At 72.2% G+C, this 23,664-nt stretch carries 19 protein-coding genes; 8 read left to right on the plus strand and 11 right to left on the minus strand.

Going from position 1 to position 23,664, the window contains the following annotated elements:
• Positions 1–70: 70 nt before the first annotated feature.
• The gene (locus tag C4U44_RS19600; RefSeq protein ID WP_103887160.1) at positions 71–646 is read right to left on the minus strand and encodes a TetR/AcrR family transcriptional regulator; all 576 of its coding nucleotides are present in this window, start codon (positions 644–646) and stop codon (positions 71–73) included.
• A 145-nt stretch (positions 647–791) separates the two neighbouring features.
• On the opposite strand from C4U44_RS19600, the gene C4U44_RS19605 reads away from it, so the two are divergent.
• Together C4U44_RS19605 and C4U44_RS19610 are read left to right on the plus strand one after the other, a co-directional pair.
• Positions 792–1,526 carry an SDR family NAD(P)-dependent oxidoreductase gene (locus C4U44_RS19605; protein WP_103887161.1) on the plus strand — a complete coding sequence of 245 codons (735 nt, stop codon included), beginning with the start codon at positions 792–794 and terminating at the stop codon, positions 1,524–1,526.
• A 33-nt stretch (positions 1,527–1,559) separates the two neighbouring features.
• Entirely contained in the window at positions 1,560–2,195 is a 636-nt protein-coding gene (locus C4U44_RS19610) for an NADPH-dependent F420 reductase (protein WP_103887162.1), read from the plus strand.
• Positions 2,196–2,363: 168 nt separating this feature from the next.
• Here the strand turns inward: C4U44_RS19610 and C4U44_RS19615 are convergent, their stop codons facing one another.
• The 4 genes from C4U44_RS19615 to C4U44_RS19630 form a co-directional block, all read right to left on the minus strand.
• Complete coding sequence (locus tag C4U44_RS19615; protein ID WP_103887163.1) at positions 2,364–3,053, minus strand: hypothetical protein; 690 nt, start codon at positions 3,051–3,053, stop codon at positions 2,364–2,366.
• Positions 3,050–3,604 carry a SigE family RNA polymerase sigma factor gene (locus tag C4U44_RS19620; RefSeq protein WP_103887164.1) on the minus strand — a complete coding sequence of 185 codons (555 nt, stop codon included), beginning with the start codon at positions 3,602–3,604 and terminating at the stop codon, positions 3,050–3,052. The genes C4U44_RS19615 and C4U44_RS19620 overlap by 4 nt, the downstream gene beginning before the upstream one ends.
• A 133-nt stretch (positions 3,605–3,737) precedes the next feature.
• The gene (locus C4U44_RS19625) at positions 3,738–4,658 is read right to left on the minus strand and encodes a DUF4097 family beta strand repeat-containing protein (RefSeq protein ID WP_103887165.1); all 921 of its coding nucleotides are present in this window, start codon (positions 4,656–4,658) and stop codon (positions 3,738–3,740) included.
• Positions 4,659–4,834: 176 nt separating this feature from the next.
• Positions 4,835–5,257 (minus strand): winged helix-turn-helix transcriptional regulator, encoded by a 423-nt coding sequence (locus C4U44_RS19630; protein ID WP_200823321.1) that lies wholly within the window; start codon positions 5,255–5,257, stop codon positions 4,835–4,837.
• A 207-nt stretch (positions 5,258–5,464) separates the two neighbouring features.
• On the opposite strand from C4U44_RS19630, the gene C4U44_RS19635 reads away from it, so the two are divergent.
• Together C4U44_RS19635 and C4U44_RS19640 are read left to right on the plus strand one after the other, a co-directional pair.
• On the plus strand, positions 5,465–6,109 hold the full coding sequence (locus C4U44_RS19635) for an FMN-dependent NADH-azoreductase (protein ID WP_103887167.1): 645 nt from the start codon (positions 5,465–5,467) through the stop codon (positions 6,107–6,109).
• Positions 6,110–6,339: 230 nt separating this feature from the next.
• Positions 6,340–8,781 carry a tetratricopeptide repeat protein gene (locus C4U44_RS19640; protein WP_146088298.1) on the plus strand — a complete coding sequence of 814 codons (2,442 nt, stop codon included), beginning with the start codon at positions 6,340–6,342 and terminating at the stop codon, positions 8,779–8,781.
• Positions 8,782–9,143: 362 nt separating this feature from the next.
• Here the strand turns inward: C4U44_RS19640 and C4U44_RS19645 are convergent, their stop codons facing one another.
• Positions 9,144–10,307: an epoxide hydrolase family protein gene (locus tag C4U44_RS19645; protein ID WP_103887169.1), complete on the minus strand. Its 1,164-nt coding sequence runs from the start codon at positions 10,305–10,307 to the stop codon at positions 9,144–9,146.
• Positions 10,308–10,404: 97 nt separating this feature from the next.
• Between C4U44_RS19645 and C4U44_RS19650 the strand changes: the two genes are divergently transcribed.
• On the plus strand, positions 10,405–11,004 hold the full coding sequence (locus tag C4U44_RS19650) for a TetR/AcrR family transcriptional regulator (protein ID WP_103887170.1): 600 nt from the start codon (positions 10,405–10,407) through the stop codon (positions 11,002–11,004).
• Between the two features lie 93 nt (positions 11,005–11,097).
• Here C4U44_RS19650 and C4U44_RS19655 read toward each other — a convergent pair whose 3' ends face one another.
• From C4U44_RS19655 to C4U44_RS19670, 4 genes are all read right to left on the minus strand, one after another.
• Positions 11,098–11,631: a dihydrofolate reductase family protein gene (locus C4U44_RS19655; RefSeq protein WP_103887171.1), complete on the minus strand. Its 534-nt coding sequence runs from the start codon at positions 11,629–11,631 to the stop codon at positions 11,098–11,100.
• A 77-nt stretch (positions 11,632–11,708) separates the two neighbouring features.
• Complete coding sequence (locus C4U44_RS19660; protein ID WP_103887172.1) at positions 11,709–12,425, minus strand: hypothetical protein; 717 nt, start codon at positions 12,423–12,425, stop codon at positions 11,709–11,711.
• Between the two features lie 74 nt (positions 12,426–12,499).
• Positions 12,500–13,759 (minus strand): RNA polymerase sigma factor, encoded by a 1,260-nt coding sequence (locus C4U44_RS19665; RefSeq protein ID WP_103887173.1) that lies wholly within the window; start codon positions 13,757–13,759, stop codon positions 12,500–12,502.
• A gap of 5 nt (positions 13,760–13,764) precedes the next feature.
• Positions 13,765–14,148 carry a YciI family protein gene (locus C4U44_RS19670; RefSeq protein ID WP_103887174.1) on the minus strand — a complete coding sequence of 128 codons (384 nt, stop codon included), beginning with the start codon at positions 14,146–14,148 and terminating at the stop codon, positions 13,765–13,767.
• Between the two features lie 512 nt (positions 14,149–14,660).
• Between C4U44_RS19670 and C4U44_RS42590 the strand changes: the two genes are divergently transcribed.
• From C4U44_RS42590 to C4U44_RS19685, 3 genes are all read left to right on the plus strand, one after another.
• Positions 14,661–16,268: a S53 family peptidase gene (locus tag C4U44_RS42590; RefSeq protein ID WP_322973644.1), complete on the plus strand. Its 1,608-nt coding sequence runs from the start codon at positions 14,661–14,663 to the stop codon at positions 16,266–16,268.
• A 198-nt stretch (positions 16,269–16,466) separates the two neighbouring features.
• Entirely contained in the window at positions 16,467–18,398 is a 1,932-nt protein-coding gene (locus tag C4U44_RS19680; protein WP_103887176.1) for a cellulose binding domain-containing protein, read from the plus strand.
• A 235-nt stretch (positions 18,399–18,633) separates the two neighbouring features.
• Complete coding sequence (locus C4U44_RS19685; protein WP_103887177.1) at positions 18,634–22,542, plus strand: Kelch repeat-containing protein; 3,909 nt, start codon at positions 18,634–18,636, stop codon at positions 22,540–22,542.
• 79 nt (positions 22,543–22,621) lie between these two features.
• Here the strand turns inward: C4U44_RS19685 and C4U44_RS19690 are convergent, their stop codons facing one another.
• Positions 22,622–23,629, minus strand: a complete 1,008-nt coding sequence (locus tag C4U44_RS19690; RefSeq protein ID WP_103887178.1) for an aldo/keto reductase — start codon at positions 23,627–23,629, stop codon at positions 22,622–22,624.
• Positions 23,630–23,664 lie beyond the last annotated feature (35 nt).

The following is a 23,664-nucleotide window of genomic DNA, read 5'->3' on the forward strand; positions in this document are numbered from 1 at the left end:
CACGTTCGACTGAACGCCGCTCCTCCTGCGCCGGAGCGTGACAGGGCCGTTCGTGCGCACCGGCGGTACGTCAGCCGGCGGGGATGGCGTTGTCGATGAGGACGGCGGCGATGGCGGCGGCGGTGGGGAAAGCGTCGGCGTCGAGGACCCGGGTGCGGGCCGCGGCGCCGTCGATGAGCAACGCGAGCTGCTCGCCGAGCTGTTCAGGGTCGTCGGCGCCGGCTTCGCGGGCGGTGTCGGCGAGCCGCGCGGCGACGGCCTTCTTGTAGTCGCGTGCGTACTGGGACGCCGGGTGCTGGGGGTCGTGGAGCTCGACGGCGGCCGCGATGTAGGGGCACAGGGGCGTGGTCGCGGGGATGTCGAAGGCCGCGAGGAGCCGTTCGCGCGGCGTGAGGTCGGTGCGGTCGAACACGCCGGACAGAACGGTGGGGTCGAACCGTCGCAGGTACTCGGCGACGAGCTCGTCCTTGCTCGTGAAGTGCTGGTAGGCCGTGCGCTTGGACACCTCGGCCGCCGCGCAGAGCTGGTCCATGCCGGTGCGGTTGATGCCCTGCTCCCGGAACAGCTGCTGGGACGCGCCGAGGATGCGCTCGCGGGCGCCCCGGCCGCGGCGGCGGCCCGTGGGGCCCTTCTCCAACTCCGTCATGGGTCCACCGTACCGCAGTCGGGTAACGACCGGTGTACATAGCTTGCGTCCCGGCGATCCGCCGCCTACGGTTAAGCACACAGGGCGGTGTACTTAGCACCGTCGCCCCAGGTGCGCACGGCACCACAGACCCGAGGGAATGACCATGGGAAAGCTCGACGGCAAGGTCGCGGTCATCACCGGCGGCTCCACCGGCATGGCGCTGGCCGGCGCGAAGCTGTTCGTCGACGAGGGAGCGCACGTCTTCATCACCGGCCGCCGCCAAGAGGCCCTGGACGAGGCGGTGCGGCAGATCGGCCGCAACGTCACGGGCGTCCGGGGCGACGCCTCCGACCTGGACGACCTGGACCGCCTGTACGACACCGTCAAGCGGGAGAAGGGCAGCATCGACGTCCTGTGGGCCAGCGCCGGCGGCGGCGAGCCCGCCCTGCTCGGCGAGATCACCGAGGCCCAGTTCGACACCTGGTTCGGCCTCAACGCCCGCGGCACCCTGTTCACCGTCCAGAAGGCGCTCCCGCTCTTCAACGACGGCGGCTCCATCCTCATGACCGGCTCCAACGCCTCCCTCGGCGCGTTTCCCGGCTGGAGTGTCTACGCCGGCAGCAAGGCCGTCCAGCAGGCCTGGGCCCGCGTCTGGCTCAACGAGCTCAAGGACCGCCGCATCCGCGTCAACGTCCTGACCCCCGGTCAGGTCGCCACCGCCAAGCAGGAGGAGCTCTTCGACGAAGCCACCATGCGCCAGTTCGAGTCCCTCATCCCGCGCGGCCGGATGGGCCACCCCGACGAGATCGCCACGGCCGCCCTCTTCCTCGCCTCCGACGACTCCAGCTACGTCAACGGCATGGAACTCGTCGCCGACGGCGGCACCACCGCCCTCTAGTTCGGGCAACCCACCACGAGGGCAGGACATCTCATGAGCAGCATCAGCATCATCGGCACCGGGAACATGGCCCGCACCATCGGCGCGCGGGCGGTGGCGGGCGGCAACACCGTCGAGGTCATGGGCCGCGATCGGTCCAAGGCCGCCGACCTCGCGAAGACTCTCGGCGGCGGCGCCACGACAGGAGAATGGGGCAGCGCCCCGGCCGGGGACATCGTCATCCTGGCCCTGCTGTACGACGGTGTCGTGCCGGTCGTCTCCCAGTACGGGGACGCCCTCGCGGGCAAGGTCCTCGTCGACATCAGCAACCCCTTCAACTCCACGTTCGACGGGCTGGCCCACCGCAAGGAGACCTCGATCGCGCAGGAAGTCGCCAGGGTGGCCCCGGCCGGTGCCCGCGTGGTGAAGGCGTTCAACACCGTCTTCCGGCACGTCCTGGAGAAGGGCCGGCCCGACGTCTTCCTCGCCGGCGACGACGCGCAGGCCAAGGCGAGCGTGGAGGCGTTCATCCAGAGCCTCGGGCTGCGCCCGCTCGACGTCGGCGACTTGAAAATGGCGCACTGGCTGGAAGGAGCGGGCGTGGTCACGGTGGGCCTCGCCAACCACGGGGTGGGGAACCTGGACTTCGCCCTCGGCATCACCGAACTTCCGGTCCGAGCGGGCGGTTGACGGGTCGTCGGGTCGTCGGAAGGTCGGCGCGCTCGGCCGAAGCATTCTGCCCGCCCTCGGCGGTCGTCTCGGTGAGGGCGGGCAGGATCTTCCGGGTAGGACTTCCGGGCCGGCTGCTCCGGGTGGGGCGGGACCGGGCGGCGGGCCGGGACCGGACAGCGGGGCGGGTCAGGCGCGGCCGGTCAGGCGGTCCGCGAGGTGGTGGGTGGCGGCGCTGGTGAGGTCCCCCCAGCCGACGATGTCGACGCTGGTGATGGCTCTGTCCACGAGGGGTGTGCCCCAGAGCTTTCCGTCGACCACGAGGGCGAATTCGTTGGTCGGGGCCTCATGGGTGGCGAGGGAGCCGGTGAAGGCGGTGTAGCGGGCGCGGTCGGCCGGGAAAAACGTCACTTCGACCTGCCAAGTGCCCGCGGTGGCGCTCCTGTCGGCCTTCGCGGAGGCGACGCGAACGTCGGTCATCCCCCGGCTCCGGTCGACGCTGACGCAGTAGGTGGGGTGGTTTGTGGCCGCGGGCACCGTGAAGCCGCCGCTGCCGGGGACGCAGGCGCGCTCCGTGACCGAGGACACGGGCAGGATGGAAAGGAGGGCCGCCGGTCCGGTGCCCTCAGCGGCGGGCTGCGTCCCGTTCGTGTGCCCGGTCGTGCCGCTCGCGACGGCGACGCCGACGGTGGCGAGCACGGCCACGGCGATGACGCCGGCCCCGGCACGGTACCGTCTCCGCCGCCCGGCGATCCGCAGCGCTCCGTCGGCCAGGCCGACCAGATGCGGCCCCGCGGCGTTGCCCTCGCCGTCCCGGACCTGGGCGTGCAGGAGGTCGTGCAGCGTTCCGTCCAGGGGGTGTTCGGTCGACTCGTTCATGCGATGACGCCCCTTTCGGGAGCAGCGGGGTGGGTGGTCGGAGCGGACAGGCCGGCTTCCCCCATGGCGGCGCGGAGGGTGGCCAGGGCCTTGTGGGTCTGGCTGCGGACCGTCCCCTGGGCGATGCCCAGGATCTCGGCGATCTCGGCGTCCGGCCGGTCCTCGAAGTACCGCAGGACGATCACCGCGCGCTGCCGCTTGGGCAGTTGCCGCAGCGCGGCCATGATGTCCCGGCGTTGCACCACGGTCTCGGCCCAGTCGGCGGCCTCGGCGGACGGGTGGTCCGGGAGAGTGTCGGTGACCGTCTCCCGTCCCCAGCTCAGCAGCCGGAAGCGGTCCACCTGGGCGTGGTAGATCGCCCGCCGCACGTACGACTCCGGCTGCTGCCGGTCACGCAGCCGCGACCACCGCCGGGCGGTGGACGCGAGCGCGGTCTGCAGCAGGTCCCGGCCCTGCTCCCAGTCCCCCGTCAGCAGATAAGCGGTGTGCAGCAGCGATCTCGACCGCGCCGCCACGAACTCGCGGAACTCGCGTTCCTCGTCGGCGTTCATACGCCCTCCCTCGTTCCCCCATAGAAACGGGTGCGGACGAGGTTGCGACTGCCCCGCGCGGCGGACTTTCCGAACTGCCGATCCGGTCCGGGCGGTTCCGGCCGGACGCAGGCACGTAGTGACAGGGTGGCCCTCAGCCGTCCGCCGCCACGGTCAGGGAGCCCGAGGTGATCGCCAGGGCGAGGCGGTGGGTCGAGGCGGGGTTGCGCGGGACGGCCAGTTGGGTGCTCGCGGAGGTCGCCACCGTGGTGACCGCGTACCCGTCCGAGGAGTGCGGCAGGTGGGCGGTCACGGAGGCGGAGGTCTCGTGGAGGTCAAGGTCGCGGGGTGCGCCGGCGAAGGAGAGGTCGGCGCTGCCTGAGGTGACGGTGAAGTGAGCGTTGCCGGACCGCAGGCCGCTCGTGGTGAGTTGGACCGAGGAGGCATCGACCGTGACGTCGCCGCCGAGCCCGATCAGAACGGTCCGGCCCGAGGTCTGGCGCAGCCGCAGCCCGGTGTGCTCCGGCACGGTCAGCGCCAGGTCGCCGGCGCAGGGGACCGTGATGCCGGACCCGTCGGCGCAGCCGAGGGAGAGCGCGTCGCGGCCGGTCGCGGGATCGTGGACCGAACGCCCGTGCAGGGTCGCGCCGTTGCCGTCAGCGGGGTGGTAACTCCCGGTAAGTGTGTGGGCGTTCGGGTCGGCGGTCACCTGGATCCGGCCGGAAGCGCCGTCGAGGAGGATCAGGCCGGTGCCGGGGGCGTGGAAGTCCGACGTTCCTGGTCCGCTCGGGCCGCCGGCCGGTGACGGCTGGTGGTGCGCGGGAGCGCTGTCGTCGTGGTGGCGGCTGCCGTTGCCGGTCAGCACCAGCACCAGCACGACCGCCACGGCCACGGCGAGTACCGCGAGAAGCGCCGGCCCGGAGGCCGCGCGTACGCCGCGCCCGTCCGGACGCGGGCCGGGCGCGTGCGGCGGTTCCCGAGGCGGCTCGGCCGGCTGGGGCGGCACCTCGGGCGGCCGGGAGGCGGGGGCGGCCGGCGGCCGGGTCGGCTGCGGAGGCGTGTCGCTGGTGTCCATGCCCCTCGTCTGCCCGCAGTTGGGCTCCGCCCACGATCCGGCGGCGCCCGTCGCCTCGGGGCCTTGGCGAATCACCGCGACGAGCGGCGGCCGGTCGAGGACGAGGCGGGAGCGCTCGTGACCGAAGTGCGGAGCCGGGCGCCGAACTTGGAAAGGCGGTCGGGCCCGTCGACTCGTCAGGAGGGAGAAGAGGAGGCGGCGCCGCTCTGGGCGCGGTTGGCGCGGATGTCGTCGTGGTGCTCCGAGGCCCAGCGGATCAGCTCCATGACGATGTCCTTCAGGCCGCGGCTGAGCGGGGCGAGGGCGTACTCCACGCGCGGCGGCACCTCGGCGTAGGCGGAGCGCGTGATCAGGCCGTCCTCCTGGAGCTGGCGCAGCGTGTGGGTGAGCATGCGCTGGGAGATGCCCGGGATCTGGCGCTGCAGGTCGGTGTAGCGCAACGGACCGTCCTCCAGGACGGCGACGATCAGCATGCTCCACTTGTCGCCGACCCGGTCCAGCACCTGCCGGATGAAGGCCATGCGGTCGGCGGGGATCCCCGCGCACGGCCCGATCGCGGCCGCCGTGTCCGTACCAGCGCTGTCCTGCATGGCACCCATTCCTCTCCGTCGCGCACACCCGTGTGCCTTTTGTACCGCCTTCCATACTGGCCCATCATGGCGCTACGCACAAAAGAGAGGAATTACAGGTCAGGCCGTGCAGGGAGCGATCGAGGTCAAGGTCGCCCGCCCTCGGCGCCGGCTCCCGGGCCCTCCCTGGCCTGTCGTCTCCTCCTCACCGCTGAATCCGTGAAAGGTGTCAACGTCATGTCGTACCTGCTGCACATCGACTCCTCCTCGCTCGGCGAGGCCTCCGTCTCCCGCCAGGTCGCCCGGTCCTTCCGCGACCAGTGGCTGGGCCCGGTCGTCCACCGTGACCTCGCCGCCTCGCCGGTACCCCACCTCGACGCCGCGGGCATCACCGCCCGCATCACGGACCCGGCCCTGCACACCCCCGAGCAGGCGAAGTCCGCCGCCCTCCAGGACGAGCTGATCGAGGAGTTCCTCGGCGCCGAGGCGTACCTGTTCACCGTGCCGATGTACAACCTCTCGATGCCGTCGGTGTTCAAGGCGTGGCTGGACCAGATCCTCGTCATGGACCGCACCTTCGTCCACAACGGCCTCTCCCCCGTCGCGGGCCGTCCGGCCGTGCTCGTCTCCGCCCGGGGCGGCGGCTACGGCCCCGGCACTCCCAACGAGGGCCTCGACTACGTGGTGCCCACCCTCAAGGCCGTTCTGGGCCACGACCGGCTCCTCGGCCTGGATGTCACCACCGTGATTCCCGAGCTGACCATGGCCCCCGTGGCTCCGGCGCTCGCCCCGCTTCTTCCGCTGCACGAGGCGTCCATGACGGCCGCTCACGAACAGGCCCGCCGCCTTGCCACGACCATCGGCACGTCGCGCGCCGCATGATGCGCTTCTCCAAGTGATGCCGCAGTGAACCGTGTTGGCCGTGACCGGTCCGGGCGCCCGGTTCGTGGGGCACGCAGCGCGCGCGGTTCGTTCTGGACTCCACCCCTGCTTCCCGTCGGGCGGGCGCGGCCGTGCCCGCCCGACAGGGGCGCGGACCCGCGCCGGGTTCGGGACCGCCGGGTTCGGTGAGTGGGTGGCGGCGCTCCACGCGGGGCGAGGACGATACGACCATGGGGTGGGAGCGCTGGAAGTCGTCGTGGGCAGTGGTCGGACTCGTCTCCGCGACGGCGGTGCTGACGGCCGTGCCGGAGGTCGTCAGGGCAGTCCACCTGCCCGGGCTGCGCTGGATCGCCCCGGTGGTCCTGGCCGGCGCCGCGGCGGCGCTGGCCGGGGTCAAGCCGCTGTACAAGACGTTCAGCGACTCCGCGGCCGACCGCACGAAGATGCGTCTCGACCGGGACGCGCGCGCCGCACAGGCCCGCGGGCAGCTCCCGCTGCGTGACGGCAGGATCCCGCTGGTGAACGAGGTGGATCCCGCCCTGCTCGACATCCACCCCTCGATCCCGCTGCCCGTCGACGCGCCGCAGGACCTGCAGCCGGACCTGCCCGAGTACGTCACCCGCGACATCGACGCGGATCTGCGCACCTTCCTCCGGGCACGGTCGTCGAAGGGCGGGTTCGTGCTGCTGGTCGGAGCGGCCGCCGCGGGCAAGACCCGCACCGCCTACGAGGCGCTGCTGCGCGAACTGCCGCACTGGCACATGATGTTGCCCACCAGCGGAGGCGACATCACCGCCTGGTCGGAGGGACGGAACCGCGGCCGCACGGTGATCTGGCTCAACGAGATCCAGGACTTCCTCACCGGCCCCAGCCCCCTGCACGCCGGCACCGTGCGTCGCCTCCTGGCCGACGACACCCGACCGGTCATCCTCGTCGGCACGATCTGGCCCGACCGCTACCACCAGCTCCGCGCACCGTCCTCCGTGCCGTCCCCGCCCACCGCTGCCGTGGCACACCCCGCGGGCGCCGCCGGGGCCCCGCCGGACGGCGCCGGCTCCGGCGGTTCCCCCGCCGAGCAGCCGGCGGGCGCACCGAACCGCAACGACAGGGACGTTCTGGAGCAGGCCAGGGTCTTCTCCCTGGTGGACTTCACCGAGCCGGAATGGGAGCGGGCCCGGGAACTCGCCGGTCACGACCCCCGTCTCGCCCATGCCTCCGCCCACGGCGTGACGGGCCTCGGGCTGACCCAGATCCTGTCCGCCGCCCCTGAGCTGATCCTGCGCTGGGAGCAGGCCGACAACCCCTACGGCAAGGCAGTCCTGACCGCCGCGGTGACCGCCCGGCGGTGCGGGCACCCTCCGACGATCCCCGCCCCCGTCCTGCGAGCCCTGGCCGGTGCGTTCCTGACGGGCCGTCAGCGCGCCGACGCTTCACCCGAGTGGTTCGAGGAGGGCGTGCTCTGGGCATGCCAGGCCGTCCACCACACCGACCGCATCTCCCCGCTCTTCCCGCACGCCGCGATCCCCGGCCGGACGAACGGGCACCGGGTCACCGACATCCTCACCAACCACACCGGTCCGACGTCTCCCGCGCCCGCCACGGGGGACGTCCGTGACGCAGTATGGACCGCCCTGATCGAAACGGCCGACGCGCAGGCCTGCTTCGGGATCGGCCGCGCCGCCCACGTCGCTGACCGCCGCGCGCACGCCCGCGACGCCTGGCGCCGCAGCGCCGACGGCGGCAACACCCGCGCGATGGGGCTGCTCGGCGTGCTCGCCGCGGAGGACGGCGACCACGAGGCCGCACGCTCCTGGTACGACCAGGCGGCCCAGGGCGGAGACACCGCCGCGATGACGAACATCGGCGTCCTGCTGCACGACCAGGGAGACACCGCAGGCGCCCACGACTGCTACACCCGCGCGGCAGGCGCCGGAAACACGCACGCGATGCTCAACCTCGGCGTCCTCGCCGAGGAAACCGGCGACCGCGACTCCGCCCGCACCTGGTACGCCCGCGCGGCGGGGGACGGTAACACCAGCGCCATGGTCAACCTGGGTGTCCTGCTGCACGACCAGGGAGACATCGAAGGCGCCCGGGACTGGTACACCCGCGCGGACGACGCCGGGAACGTCACCGCCATGGTCAACCTCGGCACCCTGCTCTACCGACAGGGCCACGTGTCCGACGCGTACACGCGATGGTCGCGTGCGGCAGAGGAGGGCAACACCGCCGCCATGGTCAACCTCGGCTACCTGCTCTACAACCAGACCCGCCTGGAGGCACGCCGTCTCTGGGAGCGCGCGGCCGCGGCCGGGAACGCCGACGCGATGCTCAATCTCGGGGTCCTGCTCTACGACCAGAGCCGCATCGCCCGGGTGGCACGTGACCGTCTCGACATCGAGGACCGTTCCCTGTCCCCTCGGGCCGAACCGCCCGAGGAGACCGGGGAGGCGGCGGAGACGTCGGAAGCCGAGGAATCCGAGGAGACCGTGGCGATCCTCTCCTGGTGGACCCATGCGGCCGACGCCGGCAACACCATCGCCATGTTCAATCTCGGCAATCTGCTGTACGACCAGGGCAAGGTCGCGGACGCGCGCGCCTGGTGGACGCGTGCCGCCCTGGCCGGCAACGCGCGTGCGGCGGACGCGTTGGACCGCACGTCCGGCGACTGAGAGGACGCGGAACGGATCCAGCAGTGGCGAGGTCGGCCTCGGAATCAGCCGGATCAGGGTCCGGCCCCGCTGCGGCGGTCAGTTGCTGCGAATGGCGAAGATGACGCCGATGATGAAGATGACCGCGATGATGGCGTACCAGATGATGTCGTCTCGCGCGTCCGTGGTCAGAGCGAGCTGCACGGCTCCGTTGCGCATGGTGATTCCTCTCGCAGGCGGCCTGTTCCCAGCTTGCCCCTTCCCGCCACGGTTCGCAGCACCTCCGGCACCTGCCCGCGTGTCGAGGCCACGGGCGGGCCGACCCGGGGCACGCACCTACCGGCGACCGTCAGCCGGCGCGGGGCCGCGGGGCCGCGCTCGCGTCAGGTACGGAGGGTGCGCAGGCCCGCGCGGATTTCGCCGACCAGGGTCTCCGGCTGTTCCAAGGCGGCGAAGTGCCCGCCCTTGTCGGCCTCGCCGTAGTGGATCAGATTGCTGTACGTGTCCTCGATCCAGTTTCGCGGCAGGCGCGGGATGTCCTTCGGGAAGACGGTCACCGCGACCGGGAGCGTCAGCTTCGGGCCGGCGAAGGTGGCCGATCTGTTCTCCCAGTAGATGCGGGCGGACGACGCCGCGCTGTTGGTGAACCAGTAGAGGGATATCGCGTCGAGCATGTCGTCGGTGCCGAGCACGTCCTCGGCGAGCCCGTGGTTGTCGGTCTTGGACTGGAACTTCTCGTAGATCCAGGCGGCTTGACCGGCGGGAGAGTCCGCCAGGGCGAATCCGGCGGTCTCCGGCTTCGTGCCCTGAAGGTGGTTCGACCCGCCGAGGTCGCCGGTGTAGAGGGCGAGGGTCTCCACGGCGTGGCGCTCTTCGGGCGACAGGGTGTCGGGTATCCGCGCGGGAAAGGCGTACTGGGTGTTCAGATGAATTCCGAGCAGCCCCTCAGGTCGCATGGCCCCGAGGGCGGTGGTGACGACGGCACCCCAATCGCCGCCCTGCGCGGCCCATCTCGTGTAGCCGAGACGCTTCATCAGCTCCACCCACGCGCCGGCGATGCGCGATACGGTCCACCCGGTCTCCGTGGGCTTCTGGGAGAACCCGAACCCGGGGAGCGACGGGACGACGACGTCGAACGAGTCGGCCGCGTCCCCTCCGAACGCGACCGGATCGGTCAGCGGGCCGATCAGCTTCAGGAACTCCACGACCGAGCCCGGCCATCCGTGCGTGAGGAGCAGCGGCATCGCACCGGGATTCTCGGACCTGACGTGGATGAAGTGGATGTCCAGCCCGTCGATCCCGGTCAGGAACTGGGGGAAGCGATTGAGCTCGGACTCGAAGCGCCGCCAGTCGTAGCCGCGCTCCCAGTGGCCGACCAGAGATCTGGCGTTCTCCACGCGAACCCCTTGCGACCAGTCCCCCACCGTCTCCGGATCCGGCCAGCGGGTTCTGGCCAGTCGCTGCTTGAGGTCGTCGATCTCCGCATCCGGGATCGAGACGGTGAACGGGCGGACGAGGGTCGAGGGCGGCGGCGTCGGTGCGGTCATTGCCTTCTTCTCCTGAGCGTCGAAGCACGGCGCAACTTTTCGTTGCACACCGCTGTGCAGCGTAGTTCACTGCACAGCGGTGTGCAACAATGGTGCGATGCCCACCGAGTCCTCCCGTGCGCGCTCGATGAACGAGACACGCGATCGCATCCTCGACGTCGCCCTCGATGTGCTGGGAGAGAACCCCGACGCCGGAATGGGCGACATCGCCACCGCGGCCGGCGTCGTCCGTCGCACGGTCTACGGCCACTTCCCCTCGCGCCTGGACCTGATCCGGACCCTCACGGAACGGGCCGTCACCGAGGTGACGGGCGTGCTCACCGAGGTCAACGCCACCGACACGGCGGCGGACGCGGCGTGGGTCGAGTTCATCGCCCGCGTCTGGCCGGTGGCGCACCGGTACCGAGTGCTGCTGGCGCTGCGCCGTGGCGAGTACGGCGAGGCGATCCACGGCCTGCTCGGGCCGGTCGACGAGCTCCTCGCCGACCTCGTGAAACGGGGCCAGGACAGCGATGTCTTCGCCCAGCACCTGCCCGCGGGCATTCTGAGCCAGGTCGCCTACGGCGTCGTGTTCGCCCTCGCGGACAGCGACCGGACGAACGGGACGCCCGGCGCCCGAGCGGCGACGATCACGAGCCTGCTGATGCTGGGGGTTCCCGAGTCGCGCGCGATCGCTCTGGTGGGCGACGGGTCCTGAGCCCGGCACTCGGGCGCGGCGAGGACCGCGGCGCCCGGAGCCACGACCTCGCCGGTCCACGACAGCCGCGCGTACCGTCCTTCAGCACCTCCGTCAGTCCGGTGCGTAGCTGAGGATCACCGACCCGTTCTCCAGCCTCCTGTGGTCGGTGAGCCTGAGGTGGAGGCCGGAGGTGTCGACGTCCTGGAAGAGCCGTTGCCCCGAGCCGACCACGACGGGCATGATCCAGAAGCGGAACTCGTCGATCAGGTGGTCGCGCACGAGCGTGTCGTCGAAACGGCTGGTGCCGTACTTGATGAGGTCCTTTCCGGGCCGTTCCTTCAGCCGGGCGATCGCGGTGGACGGGTCGGGGCCGAGGACGGTGGCATTCCACGCCAACCGGGTGAGGGACCGGGACGCCACGTACTTGGGCATGGCGGTGATGAGGTCGGTGTAGGGATTTCCGGTGGTGCGGCCCCAGTTCGCGAGGAACTTCTCGTAGGTCACCCGGCCCATGACGAAGGCGTCGTAGTTCTCCAGCTCCGCCATGGAATACGCCGCGGCCTCGGCGTCGAAGCGGGCCCATCGTTCGGGCGCTTCGATGACGCCGTCCAGCGAGACGAGGGTCGATTCGATGAGTCTGCGCATTGCCGTTCCCTTTCTCGGGTGGTCGATCCGGTGACGGCCGGCCGGTCCTGTACGGGCCGCCGGTCAGCCGCCTGAGGTCAGCGGAGGGTGATCTCGCCCATGTCGATGGCGACCAGCAGGGGCTCCGGGACGAGCTGGTAGTCGCCCTGCCAGGCGTAGCCCCGGCGCGTGGTGGGGACGACGATGCCGTCGACGTCGCGGTGGCCGGTGGCGTACAGCAGTCCGGTCGCCCCGCCGAGGATGTCGATGGTGAAGTCATGGCGGCGCAGCAGCCCGTCCGGGCCGAAGCAGGAGATCTGCTGCCGGGTGTGGGTTTTGACGTGGTCGGGGAAAGTCACCTGCAGCCGCCGCCACGTTTCACCGTCGACGTCGACAGGGGCGATCTCCTGAGTGGCGAACCCGGGCAGGGTGTAGAGGAACGGCGTGTTCAGATACGTCCACAGTGCTTCCCCGGCGAAATAGGCGAGATGGAGGTCGTCCCACGGGGTCTGGAACCGATGACCGTCGAACGACGTCTCCGGGTCGTCGCGCGCGTCGATCAGCGTGCCGTCACGGCGCTGCAGGACGACTCGGTGGGGCTCGAAGACGGACCGTCTGTCCTGGCCGGTGAAGTCCGTCGTCAGCCGCTCCCGCGTGGTGTCCACCTCGAAGCGAACGTCCTTGAGCGCGTCGTCCTGGCCCTTGAGGGACCAGAGGGCGCCGGTGACGGAGGCGTCCACGGTGATCGACGTGACCTGGTTCCATCGGTCCAAGCCGCCGTGCGCGACGACAGCGGCGTCGAGTAGATCGTTCATTTCTCCTCCTGGTTGTCGGTCTTCACCAGGACGACGAACGGCGGCCGCCGGAACCGGACACGGCGCCAGGAGATTTACAGGTTCTCGATCCGCCGCTCGAAGGACGTGCGCTCGGCCGGGCTCCGGGACAGCGCGATGGCGCGGGAGTAGAGCTCCCGGGCCGCGGTGTGGCTGCCGGCCCGCCGTTCCAGGTCGGCCCGGGCCGCCCAGTAGAAGGGATACCGGGACAGCTTCGGCTCCCCGGCCAAGGCGATCAGCTCGCGGCGGCCGGCGTCGAGGCCGTCCCGCTCGGCCACGGCCAGCCCGCGGTTCAGCGCCACGACCGGGCTCCGGGACCGCTCGGCGAGGATCTGGTAGAAGCCGACGATCCGGTCCCAGTCGGTCTCCCGGACCGACGGCGCGATCGCGTGCTCGCAGGCGATGCCGGCCTCCAGATGCCAGCGGGACAGGTGGTCCCCGGCGGCCGAGCGGGCCAGGTGCGTCAGACCGCGCTCGATGCGCGCCCGGTCCCAGCGGCCGCGGTCCTGATCCTCCAGGGGCACGAACACTCCGTGCTCGTCCAGACGCGTCGGCAGGCGGGCGGTGTCGAAGCAGAACAAGGCGGCCAGGGCGTGCACGTCAGGTTGCGCGGTGGCCGTGGCATCCAGCAGCAGCTCGGTCAGACGCAGCGCGTCCTCGCACAGGAACGGGCGGACCGGGTCGTGCGGGTTGCTGCCGTGGTAGCCCTCGTTGAACAGCAGGTAGAGCGCCCGCAGGACGGAGTCGCGCCGGGTGCCGGCGTCGGGCAGGTCGTCCACATCGGGCAACCGGCCCAGCCGGCGCAGCCGACCGCGCCCCCGGTGCAGCCGTCGGTCGATGGTCCGCGTGTCGACCAGGAACGCCTGACCGATCTCCTTGGGCGACAGACCGCACAGCCACCGCAGGATCATGGTCACATGCGTCTCGCGGTTCAGGCCGGGGTCGCACACCGCGAACATCATCGCCAGCTGTCCGGCGCTCTCGGCGGCAGGAGCGAGTGCCGCCTCGATCGTGCTGGTCAGCGCCGTCGCCGTGGCCAGTTCGGGCAGGAGCGAGCGGTGGCGCCGTTCGCGGCGGATGATGTCGATCGCCCGGTTGTGTGCGGTCCGGACGAGCCACGCCTTCGGGTCCTGCGGCATCCCGAAACGCCAGGCGTGCATGGCGCTGACCAGTGCGTCGTGGACGACGTCCTCGGCGAGCGGGAGGTTGGACGGACCCAGGACCCGGGTCAGCGCGCTGACCATGTGGGCGTACTCCTTGCGGACCAGGTCCTCGACCGGCTCCGTACCCGACACGGCGGCGGGCCTCGCGTCCACGAGCCTCAGATCCCGGGGTCCTGGACGGGCCGCACCTCGACCGAGCCGCCGAACTCGTACGTCGGGCAGGTGTGGGCCACGGCGACGGCGTCTGCCAGGGAGGCGGCCTCGAAGACCATGCTGCCGGTCACCAGATCCTTCGACTCCGTGTAGGGGCCGTCGGTGACCGCATGTTCCTGGCCGCGGACCACGGCGCCCGGGTTGTCGAGCGCGGTTCCGGTGTTGCGCCGACCCTGCCGGGCCAGCTCGTCGGACCAGCGGTACCACTTCTCGACGTGCGCCTGGAGCTCGGAGGGCGACAGATCCTGCCGGGAGACCGCGCCCCCGCGAAAGATCAGCATGTACTTGCTTCGCAGGGCGTGCTCCCCGCCCGGGGGTTCCGGCGTCATGGCTCCCCACCGTATCCTCCGCCGGCCTCATCGGCCGCCGCTTCATGGCCGCGCCGCCTCACGGCCTGCGCAAGACGGCACGGCTCGCCGCGCCTCCTGCGGACGACTGCCCGGTGGCCGGGCGCATCGGCCGAGCCGGGCCGCCGGTTCGGCGGTCGGCCCCCGCAGCGGCGGGGCTCCCGGGGCTTTGTCCAGACCATTGACGCGTGCATGGCGACTGGCTACCTTCGGGGAGCGCTCTCCTCGCGGCGCGTCCGCCCCACCGGCACGGCCGTCCCGGCGCCCCCTTCGAGTCCATGGATGACGAACTCCCGGGCGCCGGAGGCGATTTGGCAACGTTGTCAGGATCGGGTCAGGCAACGTCGCCAGCTCGTCGGGCCGCTCCGGGCCTGCCCCACCCCGCACGTCGGACGCGCCCTGTGGCAGAGCGTGCCCGGCGCGTCGGCGGCTCCCGCACGTCCGCCGGCGACGGGCCGGGACCGCCGCCACCCCCCACACGAGCAGGTGACACCTTGAAGAGATCAGTCCAGTGGGTCCTGACGCTGGTCGCGGCGACGGGGCTTGCCGCCGCGTCGCCGGCGGCCCACGCCGCCACCCCGTCCGGCACCTCCGCCACCTCCGGCAAAGTGACGACCGCGCACGCGTGTTCCGAGCCGCTGCACCCCGGCGCCCCGGTCTGCTACGCCCTGGTCCGCACCGACCTGCACGCGCTCCACGACGACGCACTCTCCCCGAAGGCGACGCCGTCCGGCTACGGCCCCTCGGACCTGCAGCGCGCCTACAACCTGGCCTCCGCCGCCGCATCGAGCGGCGGCGGTGCCACCGTGGCCGTCACGGAGCTGGCCGACAACCCCAACCTCGAGTCGGACCTCGCCACCTATCGCGCCCAGTACGGCCTGCCCGCGTGCACCACCGCCAACGGGTGCTTCCGGAAGGTCAACGGGAGCGGGCAGCAGGGCAACTACCCCGGAGGTGACACGGGTTGGGGAACGGAGGCGTCGCTGGACGTCGACATGGTTTCCGCGGTGTGCCCGCTGTGCCACATCCTGGTGATCGAGGCCGGCGACCTGGACGCGGCGCAGAACGAGGCGGTGTCCCTCGGCGCCCACTTCATCTCCAACAGCTGGGGCACCGGCGACGGTTCGGGTGACGCCGGCGCCGACGCCGACTTCAACCACGCCGGGGTCGTGGACGTCGCCAGCACCGGCGACGGCGGCTACGGGGTGAGCTTCCCGGCCACGTCGAAGTACGTCGTCGCCGCGGGCGGCACCAGCCTGCGCCAGGACTCCGGCACCTCGCGCGGCTGGACGGAGTCGGCCTGGTCGGGCGCCGGGGCGGGCTGCTCCTCCTGGGAGGCCAAGCCGTCCTGGCAGACCGACACCGGCTGCGGTTCCCACCGGACCGTCGCGGACGTCTCGGCGGTGGCCGACCCGGCCACGGGCGTGGCGGTCTACGACACCTACGGGCAGGGCGGGTGGTTCGTGGTCGGCGGCACCAGCGCCTCCTCGCCGATCATCGCCTCGACCTTCGCACTCGCCGGCGCGCCCTCCGCGAGCGCCGCGTCGGTGCTGTACGGCCACGCGTCCGCGCTCAACGACGTGACGTCGGGGTCGGACGGCTCCTGCAGCCCGTCCTACCTGTGCACCGGAACCGCCGGCTACGACGGCCCGACCGGCCTGGGCACGCCGAACGGCACCGGCGCCTTCAGCGGCACCGGGGGCAGCGGTCAGGCGACCGGGCCGATCACCTCGGGGATCTCCTCCTCCCTGTGCGTGGACGACCGCTCCTCCAGCACCACGAACCTCAATCCCGTGCAGATCTGGGGCTGCAACGGCAGCTCCGCCCAGCAGTGGACCGTCGCCTCCGGCAACACGCTGCAGGCGCTGGGCAAGTGCCTGGACGTCAACTCCTCGGGCACCGCGGACGGGTCCACGGTCGACCTCTACGACTGCAACGGCACCGGCGCCCAGGTCTGGCAGCCCCAGTCGAACGGCTCGTTGCTCAACCCCAACTCCGGCAAGTGCCTGGACGACCCGAACAGTTCGACGTCCGAGGGCACCCAACTCCAGATCTGGGACTGCAACGGCACCGGCGCGCAGCACTGGAACCTGCCCGGCTGACCGCCTTTCCCACCACTCCCGAACGCGGCGGGCCCGTCGGTGACGCCGGGCCCGCCACCGGCCGTACGCCGACGGCATGTTGACACGAGGACCGCGCGGGGGTGAGGGTCGTTCGTGGATGGGAGCGCTCCCATCCGCTCGCGCGTCCGGCGCTCCCCCACACGGCGCCGGACGAAGGACCCCCCTTCAGGAGAGTCGATGCGCAATCCCCCCACCCGCACTCCCCTTCGCCGCCTGGCCGCCGGCCTCGCCGTGCCCGTCGTGGTGCTGCTGGCGGCACTGCCCGCCGCAGCGGCCACGTCCACCCCCCGCGCCCATGCGCACTCCGCCGCGGACACCGGCACCGCGGCCGTCACCGTCGCCGCGGGGACCGACCTGGCGACCGTGCCCTCGACCGCCGTCGGGCTGAACGCCTCCACCTACGACACCCATGTCACCGACTCCGCCGTGCCGGGTCTGGTGAAGGACGCCGGGGTGGGGCTGATGCGCTTCCCCGGCGGGACGCAGTCCGACACCTACGACTGGCAGAGCAGCACGGACATCGTCTCGGGCGCCCACCTGCCCACGGACTTCGACGACTTCACGGCGACGGCCGCCGCCGCCGGGGCGCAGACCATGGTCACGGTCGACTACGGCACCGGCGACCGGGTCGGCGCCACCCGCTCCCCCGCGGAGAGCGGCGCCCAGGTCGCCGCCGACTGGGTGCGGTACGCGAACGTCGAGCACCACGACCACGTGCAGTACTGGGAGATCGGCAACGAGGTCTACGGCAACGGCACCTACGGCGGCTCCTGGGAACCCGACGACCACTGCGGGTCCACCTTCCCGCCGCCGACCCAGCCGGACTCCTGCGGCCCGGCGGTCTACGCCCGGACGGCCGCCGGGTACATCCGGGCGATGAAGGCGGTCGATCCGACGATCAAGGTCGGTGTGGTGCTGACCGCCCCCGGGAGCTGGCCCGACGGCATCACCGCGCCCGGCAGCCCCGAACCCTGGAACCAGACCGTGCTCGACGCCCTCGGCTCCTCCGTGGACTTCGCCGACGTCCACTGGTACCCGCAGAACCCGAGCAACGTGACGCCGCCCGGCCCGACCGACGCGGGACTGCTCGCCGACACCGCGCAGATCCCGGACATTACCGCCTCGTTGCGGTCGGAGTTCGGGCAGTACGCGGGCGACGCCGATCTGCCGATCATGCTCACCGAGACGAACTCGGTCTCGTCCAACCCGGGCAAGCAGACCCTCAGCGTGGTCAACGCCCTCTACCTGGTGCAGGACTACGCCCAGTGGACCGGCAACGGGGTCGCCAACGTGGACTGGTGGCAGCTCCACAACGGCATCGTCACCGGCGGCGACAACGGTGCGGATCTCGCCGGCTCCGCGCAATACGGCGACTACGGCGTCCTGTCCGACGGATCCTGCGGCGCCGCGCAGGACGGCACGCAGCTGTGCGAGCCGGCGGCGGACACGGCCTTCCCCGCGTACTACGGGCTGAAGCTGGCGGGCGCGTTCCTGCACCCGGGCGACACGGTGGTGAAGGCCGCGTCCAGCGCGCCGCTGGTGCAGGCGTACGCGGTGAAGTCCGCGGGCGGCGGCCTGAAGGTGATGCTCGTCAACGACGATCCGTCGACCACCTACAGCGTCGCCCTGGACTACACCGGCTTCACCCCGGGCTCCGGGGCGCCCGCCACCGCGACGCTGACCTCCCCGGCCACCGGTATCACCGCCGGCACCGCCGGCTCGGCCACGGCGCAGACCCTGCCGCCGTACACCGCGACGATGCTCACCCTGTCGCCGGCCGCGTCCGGGTCCGCGACCTGCAAGGTGGCCTACAGCGTCAATGACTGGGGAACCGGCTTCACCGGCACGGTCACGGTGACCGACACCGGTGACCGGCCCGTCGGCGAGTGGGTGCTGGGCTTCTCCTGGCCCGGGAACCAGCGGATCGACAACGGCTGGAGCGCCACCTGGGCGCAGAGCGGCGCCCAGGTCACGGCGACGGCCCCGCCCTGGAACACGACGCTCCAGCCCGGCGCGTCCGCGACGCTCGGCTTCAACGCCTCCTACAGCGGCACCAACGCCCCGCCGTCGTCCTTCACGCTCAACGGGGCACCCTGCACCACCGGTTGATCCCGGACGCTTCTCCCGGCGCCCCGGCGGGCCTCCCGCCGGGGCACCGTCACGCACTGACGGCGCCAACTGGTCTGCGTCCAGGGCCCATTGACATGTCTAGTCCATTGGATCCACTGTGTGGCGACAGTGCCCCTTGTGGTGTCGTCGCACGCGAGGGGCGTCTTCCGCTGAGTCCATACGGGAGTGGCCGGTGCGCGAAAAAGGAAGATCGGGATTCTTCGCGGGGCGAAGGGTGCGAGGCGGGCGGGCGCTTCTCGGCGCCGTCGCGGCGGCGGTGGCGGTGCTGGGGCTGCAGGCGCCCGCGGCCGTTGCCCAGCCGGCACCCCAGACGGGCGGCAGCGCGGGCGGGAGCGCGGGCGCCCCGTCGTACAGGCCCGTCTGCGGTACCCCGCAGCCGGGCGACTTCGCCTGCTTCGCTCTGCGCCGTACCGACGTGTCCGCGGCCCGCGGGGCGCGGGTCGCCACCGCGCCCGCCGGGTACGGGCCGGGCGACCTGCAGAGCGCCTACAATCTCCCGGCCGGCGGCGGCGCGGGCCGGACCGTCGCGATCGTCGACGCCTACGACGACCCCGCCGCGGAGGCCGATCTCGCCGCCTACCGGGCGCAGTTCGGCCTGCCCGCGTGTACCTCGGCCGACGGCTGCTTCACCAAGGTCGACCAGCGCGGGGGCAGCGCCTACCCGCAGCCGGACCCGAGTTGGGCCGGGGAGATATCCCTCGACCTCGACATGGTCTCCGCGATAGCCCCCCAGGCACACATCCTCCTGGTCGAGGGGGACGACCCGAGTGGCGACAATCTCGGCGCGGCGGTCGACACCGCGGTGGCGCTCGGCGCGAAGTACGTCTCCAACTCCTACGGCACCGACTACCGGGCGGGCCCGGGCAGCGGCGAGGACCCGTCGGAGACGACCGCGCTCGACGCCCACTACGACCACCCGGGTGTCGCCGTCGTGGCCTCCTCCGGCGACTACGGCTACGGCGTCGCCTACCCCGCGGCCTCGCAGTTCGTCACCTCCGTCGGTGGCACCTCGCTGAGCCGCGACGGGAGCAGCGCGCGCGGCTGGTCCGAGGCGGCCTGGGCGCAGGCCGGCTCCGGATGCTCGCTCTACGAGCCCAAGCCGGCCTTCCAGCAGGACACCGGTTGCGACCACCGCGCCGTCGCCGACGTCTCCGCGGTCGCCGACCCGGCGACCGGGGTCGCGGTCTACCAGACCTACGGCGGCAGCGGCTGGGGCGTGTTCGGCGGCACCAGCGCGTCGTCGCCCGTCATCGCGTCGGTCTACGCGGACGCGGCCACCCCGGTCGCGGGCACGTACCCCAACGCCTACCCGTACGCCGACCGCGACGGGCTCAACGACGTCACGACGGGGAGCAACGGCGGTTGCGACCCGGCCTACCTGTGCAAGGCCGGCGCGGGCTACGACGGTCCCACCGGCCTGGGCACCCCGAACGGCCTGCAGTCCTTCCGCACCGGCCCGCACGGCCTGCTGTCGGGCACGCTCCGCGACGGAGCGACCGGCCGGCCCGTCGTCGGCGCCACGATCTCCTCGGGCACCGACGCCGCCCGCACCGACGCCTCGGGCCACTACTCCCTGGCGCTGCCCGCCGGCAGCCACGACGTGACCGCCACCGCTTTCGGGTACGCCACCCGCACCCTGAAGGACGTCGCGATCGCCGACGGCGCCTCCGTGACCAGGAACATCAGCGTGACCCGGGTGCCCAGCGAGACCGTCTCGGGGAAGGTCACGGACGGCTCGGGCCACGGCTGGCCGCTCTACGCCAGGATCGGTGTCGAGGGCGACCCCAACGCGGTCTGGACCGACCCCGTCACCGGCGCCTACCGGGTGACGCTGCCGCGCGACGCCGACTTCACGCTCGACGTGTCCGCCGTCTCCCCCGGGTACGAGGCCCTCACCCGGAAGATCCACGTCGGCACGCGCCCGCTGGCCGCGGACCTCGCGATGGACGCCGATCCCTGGGTCGCCACCGCCCCCGGCTACGCCGTCCACCTCACCGGCACGACCGAGACCTTCGACTCACCCAGCGCCGCGCCGCAGGGCTGGACGGTCACCAACGCCGACGGCACCCAGGGCGGTTGGGAGTTCGACGACCCGGCGGGCGAGGGCAACAGCACCGGCGGCCAGGGGTCCTTCGCCATCGTGGACAGCACCTACTACGGCTGGGACGCCAGCCAGGACTCCGAACTGGTCAGCCCTGTCTACGACTTCACCGGCAAGGACACCCCCGAGCTGGCCTTCGACACCATGTACACCTACAACCCCTCGCGGATGGACTTCGGCGTGGAGGCCTCCGACGACGGCGGGGCCACCTGGACGCCGGTCTGGTCGCCCGACGACAACGTGTACTACGCCGGACCCACCCCGGTCGTCGTGCCGCTCACCGCGTACGCGAACGACAAGGCCGTCCAGCTCCGCTTCCATTACGCGGCGACGGGCGTCTGGTACTGGGGCGTCGACGACGTCTTCGTCGGGCAGCGCGACTACACGCCCACGCCCGGCGGCCTGGTCGTCGGCACCGCGACGGACGCCAACACCGGCCTGCCCGCGACCGGTGCCACGATCAGCGACGCCGGCGATGCCGCCGTGCACACCCGGACCGTGGCGACCCCCGAGGACCCGACCCTCGACGACGGCTACTTCTCGCTGTTCACCCCCGGCCCCGGCCGGCACACCCTCACCGCGTCCAAGAGCGAATACACCAGCCGGCCAAGGACGTTGACGGTGCGAGCCGACCGCACCACCGCGGTCTCCTACGCCCTGAAGGCCGGCCGGCTCGCCGTGTCGCCCGGCAGCGTCGACGCCACGGCGGCACGCGGGAAGCAGGTCACGCGGCAGTTGCGGATCACCAACACCGGTACGGCGAACGCCACCTTGACCCTCGGCGAGCAGCCCGACACGGTGCTGCCCGACGCAGCGGGGGGCGCGCCCCTCCAGCGCCTCAAGGGCGACTACCCGCTCGGCCGGGTCCCCGCGGCATCCGCCGGCGCCTCGCCGTCCGGGCACACCGCGCCGGCGCCGGCCGACGACTGGCAGTCCGGGCCCTCCCTGCCCGCGGCCACGATGGACAACATCGCCGACAGCCACCAGGGCAAGCTCTACACCGGCTTCGGCGATCCCGGGCTCTCCATCAACGGCGAGGGCGACAGCAACGACCTCTACGTCCTCGACCCGGGCGCCGGCACCTGGAAGCAGCTCGCCGATGCCACCGACGCCCGCGAGGCACCTGGTCACGGCTTCATCGGCGACCGGCTCTACGTCGCCGGCGGCTGGAGCGGACCGGCGGAGGACCCGGACCCGAAGCTGGAGGTGTACGACACCGCCACCGGCACCTGGTCCACCGGCGCGTCCGACCCGCATCCGCACGCGGGCGCGGGTTCCGCGGTGCTCGACGGCAAGCTGTACCTGGTCGGCGGGTGCGACGTGGAGTGCGGCGTCTCCGACGTCAACGTCTACGACCCGGCGACCGACTCCTGGGGCCAGGCCGCCGACTACCCCGAGCCGGTCTCCTGGGTGTCCTGCGCGGCCGTCGACGGCAGGCTCTACTGCGGCGGCGGAGCCACCAACGCCGGGAACATCGCCCACACTTATGTCTACGACCCGTCGTCCCGCACCTGGTCGCGGCTCGCGGACATGCCCGTGCCGCTGTGGGGATCGGCCTACGCGGCCGCCAACGGGCTGCTGGTGGTCGCCGGCGGGGTGAACGACGATGCGCTGACCAACCAGAGCTTCGCCTACGACCCGCAGAAGGACACCTGGAGCGCCCTGCCCGACGCCACCACGGCCACCTACCGCGGCGGAGGGGCGCTCGGCTTCTCCAAGGTCGGCGGCGGTACCGGCGGGCTGGCCGTCACCTCGGCGGTGGAGACCCTGCCGGGCTTCGCTGTCGACCCGACGTCCGACGTCCCGTGGCTCAAGGAGAGCACCCGGCGGCTCACCCTGCGGCCGGGGGCGTCCGCCACCGTGACGGTCACCTTGGACGCGGGCAGTACCGCGGTGACCGGACCGGGCGACTACCGGGCCCGGCTCGATTTCGGCACGGACACGCCGTACGCGCTCCCGGCGGCCGTGGTGACCCTGCACGTCACCGCGCCGGCCGGCACCCGCGCGCGAGAGGTGCGGTAGCCGGCCGGGGGCGGGGGAGGTCGCCCTCCCCCGCCCCCGCGCCGCGTGGGACGGCGCCCCCCTTCCGGACGGGTGGCGGTCAGCGCAGGGGCGGGGTCACGCCGTCGAACCAGTTGTGGCCGAGATCGCTCTCGCGCTCTCCGTGGACGGGCAGCGCGTCGAGCCGTGCGATCTCCGCCGCGGTGAGCCGTACCCGCGCGGCGCCGCTGTTCTCCTCGAGGCGCGCGACGTGGAGGGTGCCGGGGATGGGCACGACGTCGTCCGCCTTCGCCAGCAGCCAGGCGAGCGCGATCTGGCCGGGAGCCGCGTCGTGCGCCCGGGCGATCTCGCGCACCGTCTCCACGGCGGCCAGGTTGGCGTCGAACGCCTCCTGGGAGAACCGGGGCATGCTCCGCCGGTAGTCGCCCTCCGGGAGGTCCTCCCGCGAGGTGATCCGGCCGGTGAGCATCCCCCGGCCCAGCGGGCTGTACGGGACGATCCCGATGCCCAGCTCGCGGGTGAGCGGCAGGACCTCCCGCTCGATGTCGCGCGACCACAAGGACCACTCGGTCTGCACCGCGCTGATCGGGTGGACGGCGTGGGCGCGGCGGATGGTGTCCGGCGCGGCCTCGCTGAGCCCGAGGTGGCGCACCTTGCCCGCCGCGACGAGTTCGGCCATGGCGCCGACGGTCTCCTCGATCGGGACGTCCGGGTCGACCCGGTGCTGGTAGTACAGGTCCACGTGGTCGGTGCCGAGGAGGGCCAGGGAGCTCTCGATGCGCTCGCGGACGTACTCCGGCCGGCCGTTGAGGACCGGGGCGCCGCCGGGGGTCAGCCCGCGCACGATGCCGAACTTCGTGGCGAGGACCACCTGGTCGCGGCGCGTGGCCAGCGCCTTGCCGATCGCCTCCTCGCTGCCGCGGTAGATGTCGGCGGTGTCGACGAGGGTCACGCCGAGTTCGACGGCGCGCCCGAGGAGCGCGTCGGCGCTGTCGTCGCTGGCGTGCTCCGCGCTCTGCCCGTAGGGGCGGGCGAAGCTCATCGCTCCGTAGCCGACGGCGCCCACCGACAGGCCGCCGGTTCCGAGGGAACGCTGGGGAACGGGCATGGTGAATCCTTCTCGTTCGGTGACAGGACGCCGCC

The organism is Actinacidiphila yanglinensis (assembly GCF_900107965.1).
Lineage (GTDB): Bacteria > Actinomycetota > Actinomycetes > Streptomycetales > Streptomycetaceae > Actinacidiphila > Actinacidiphila yanglinensis.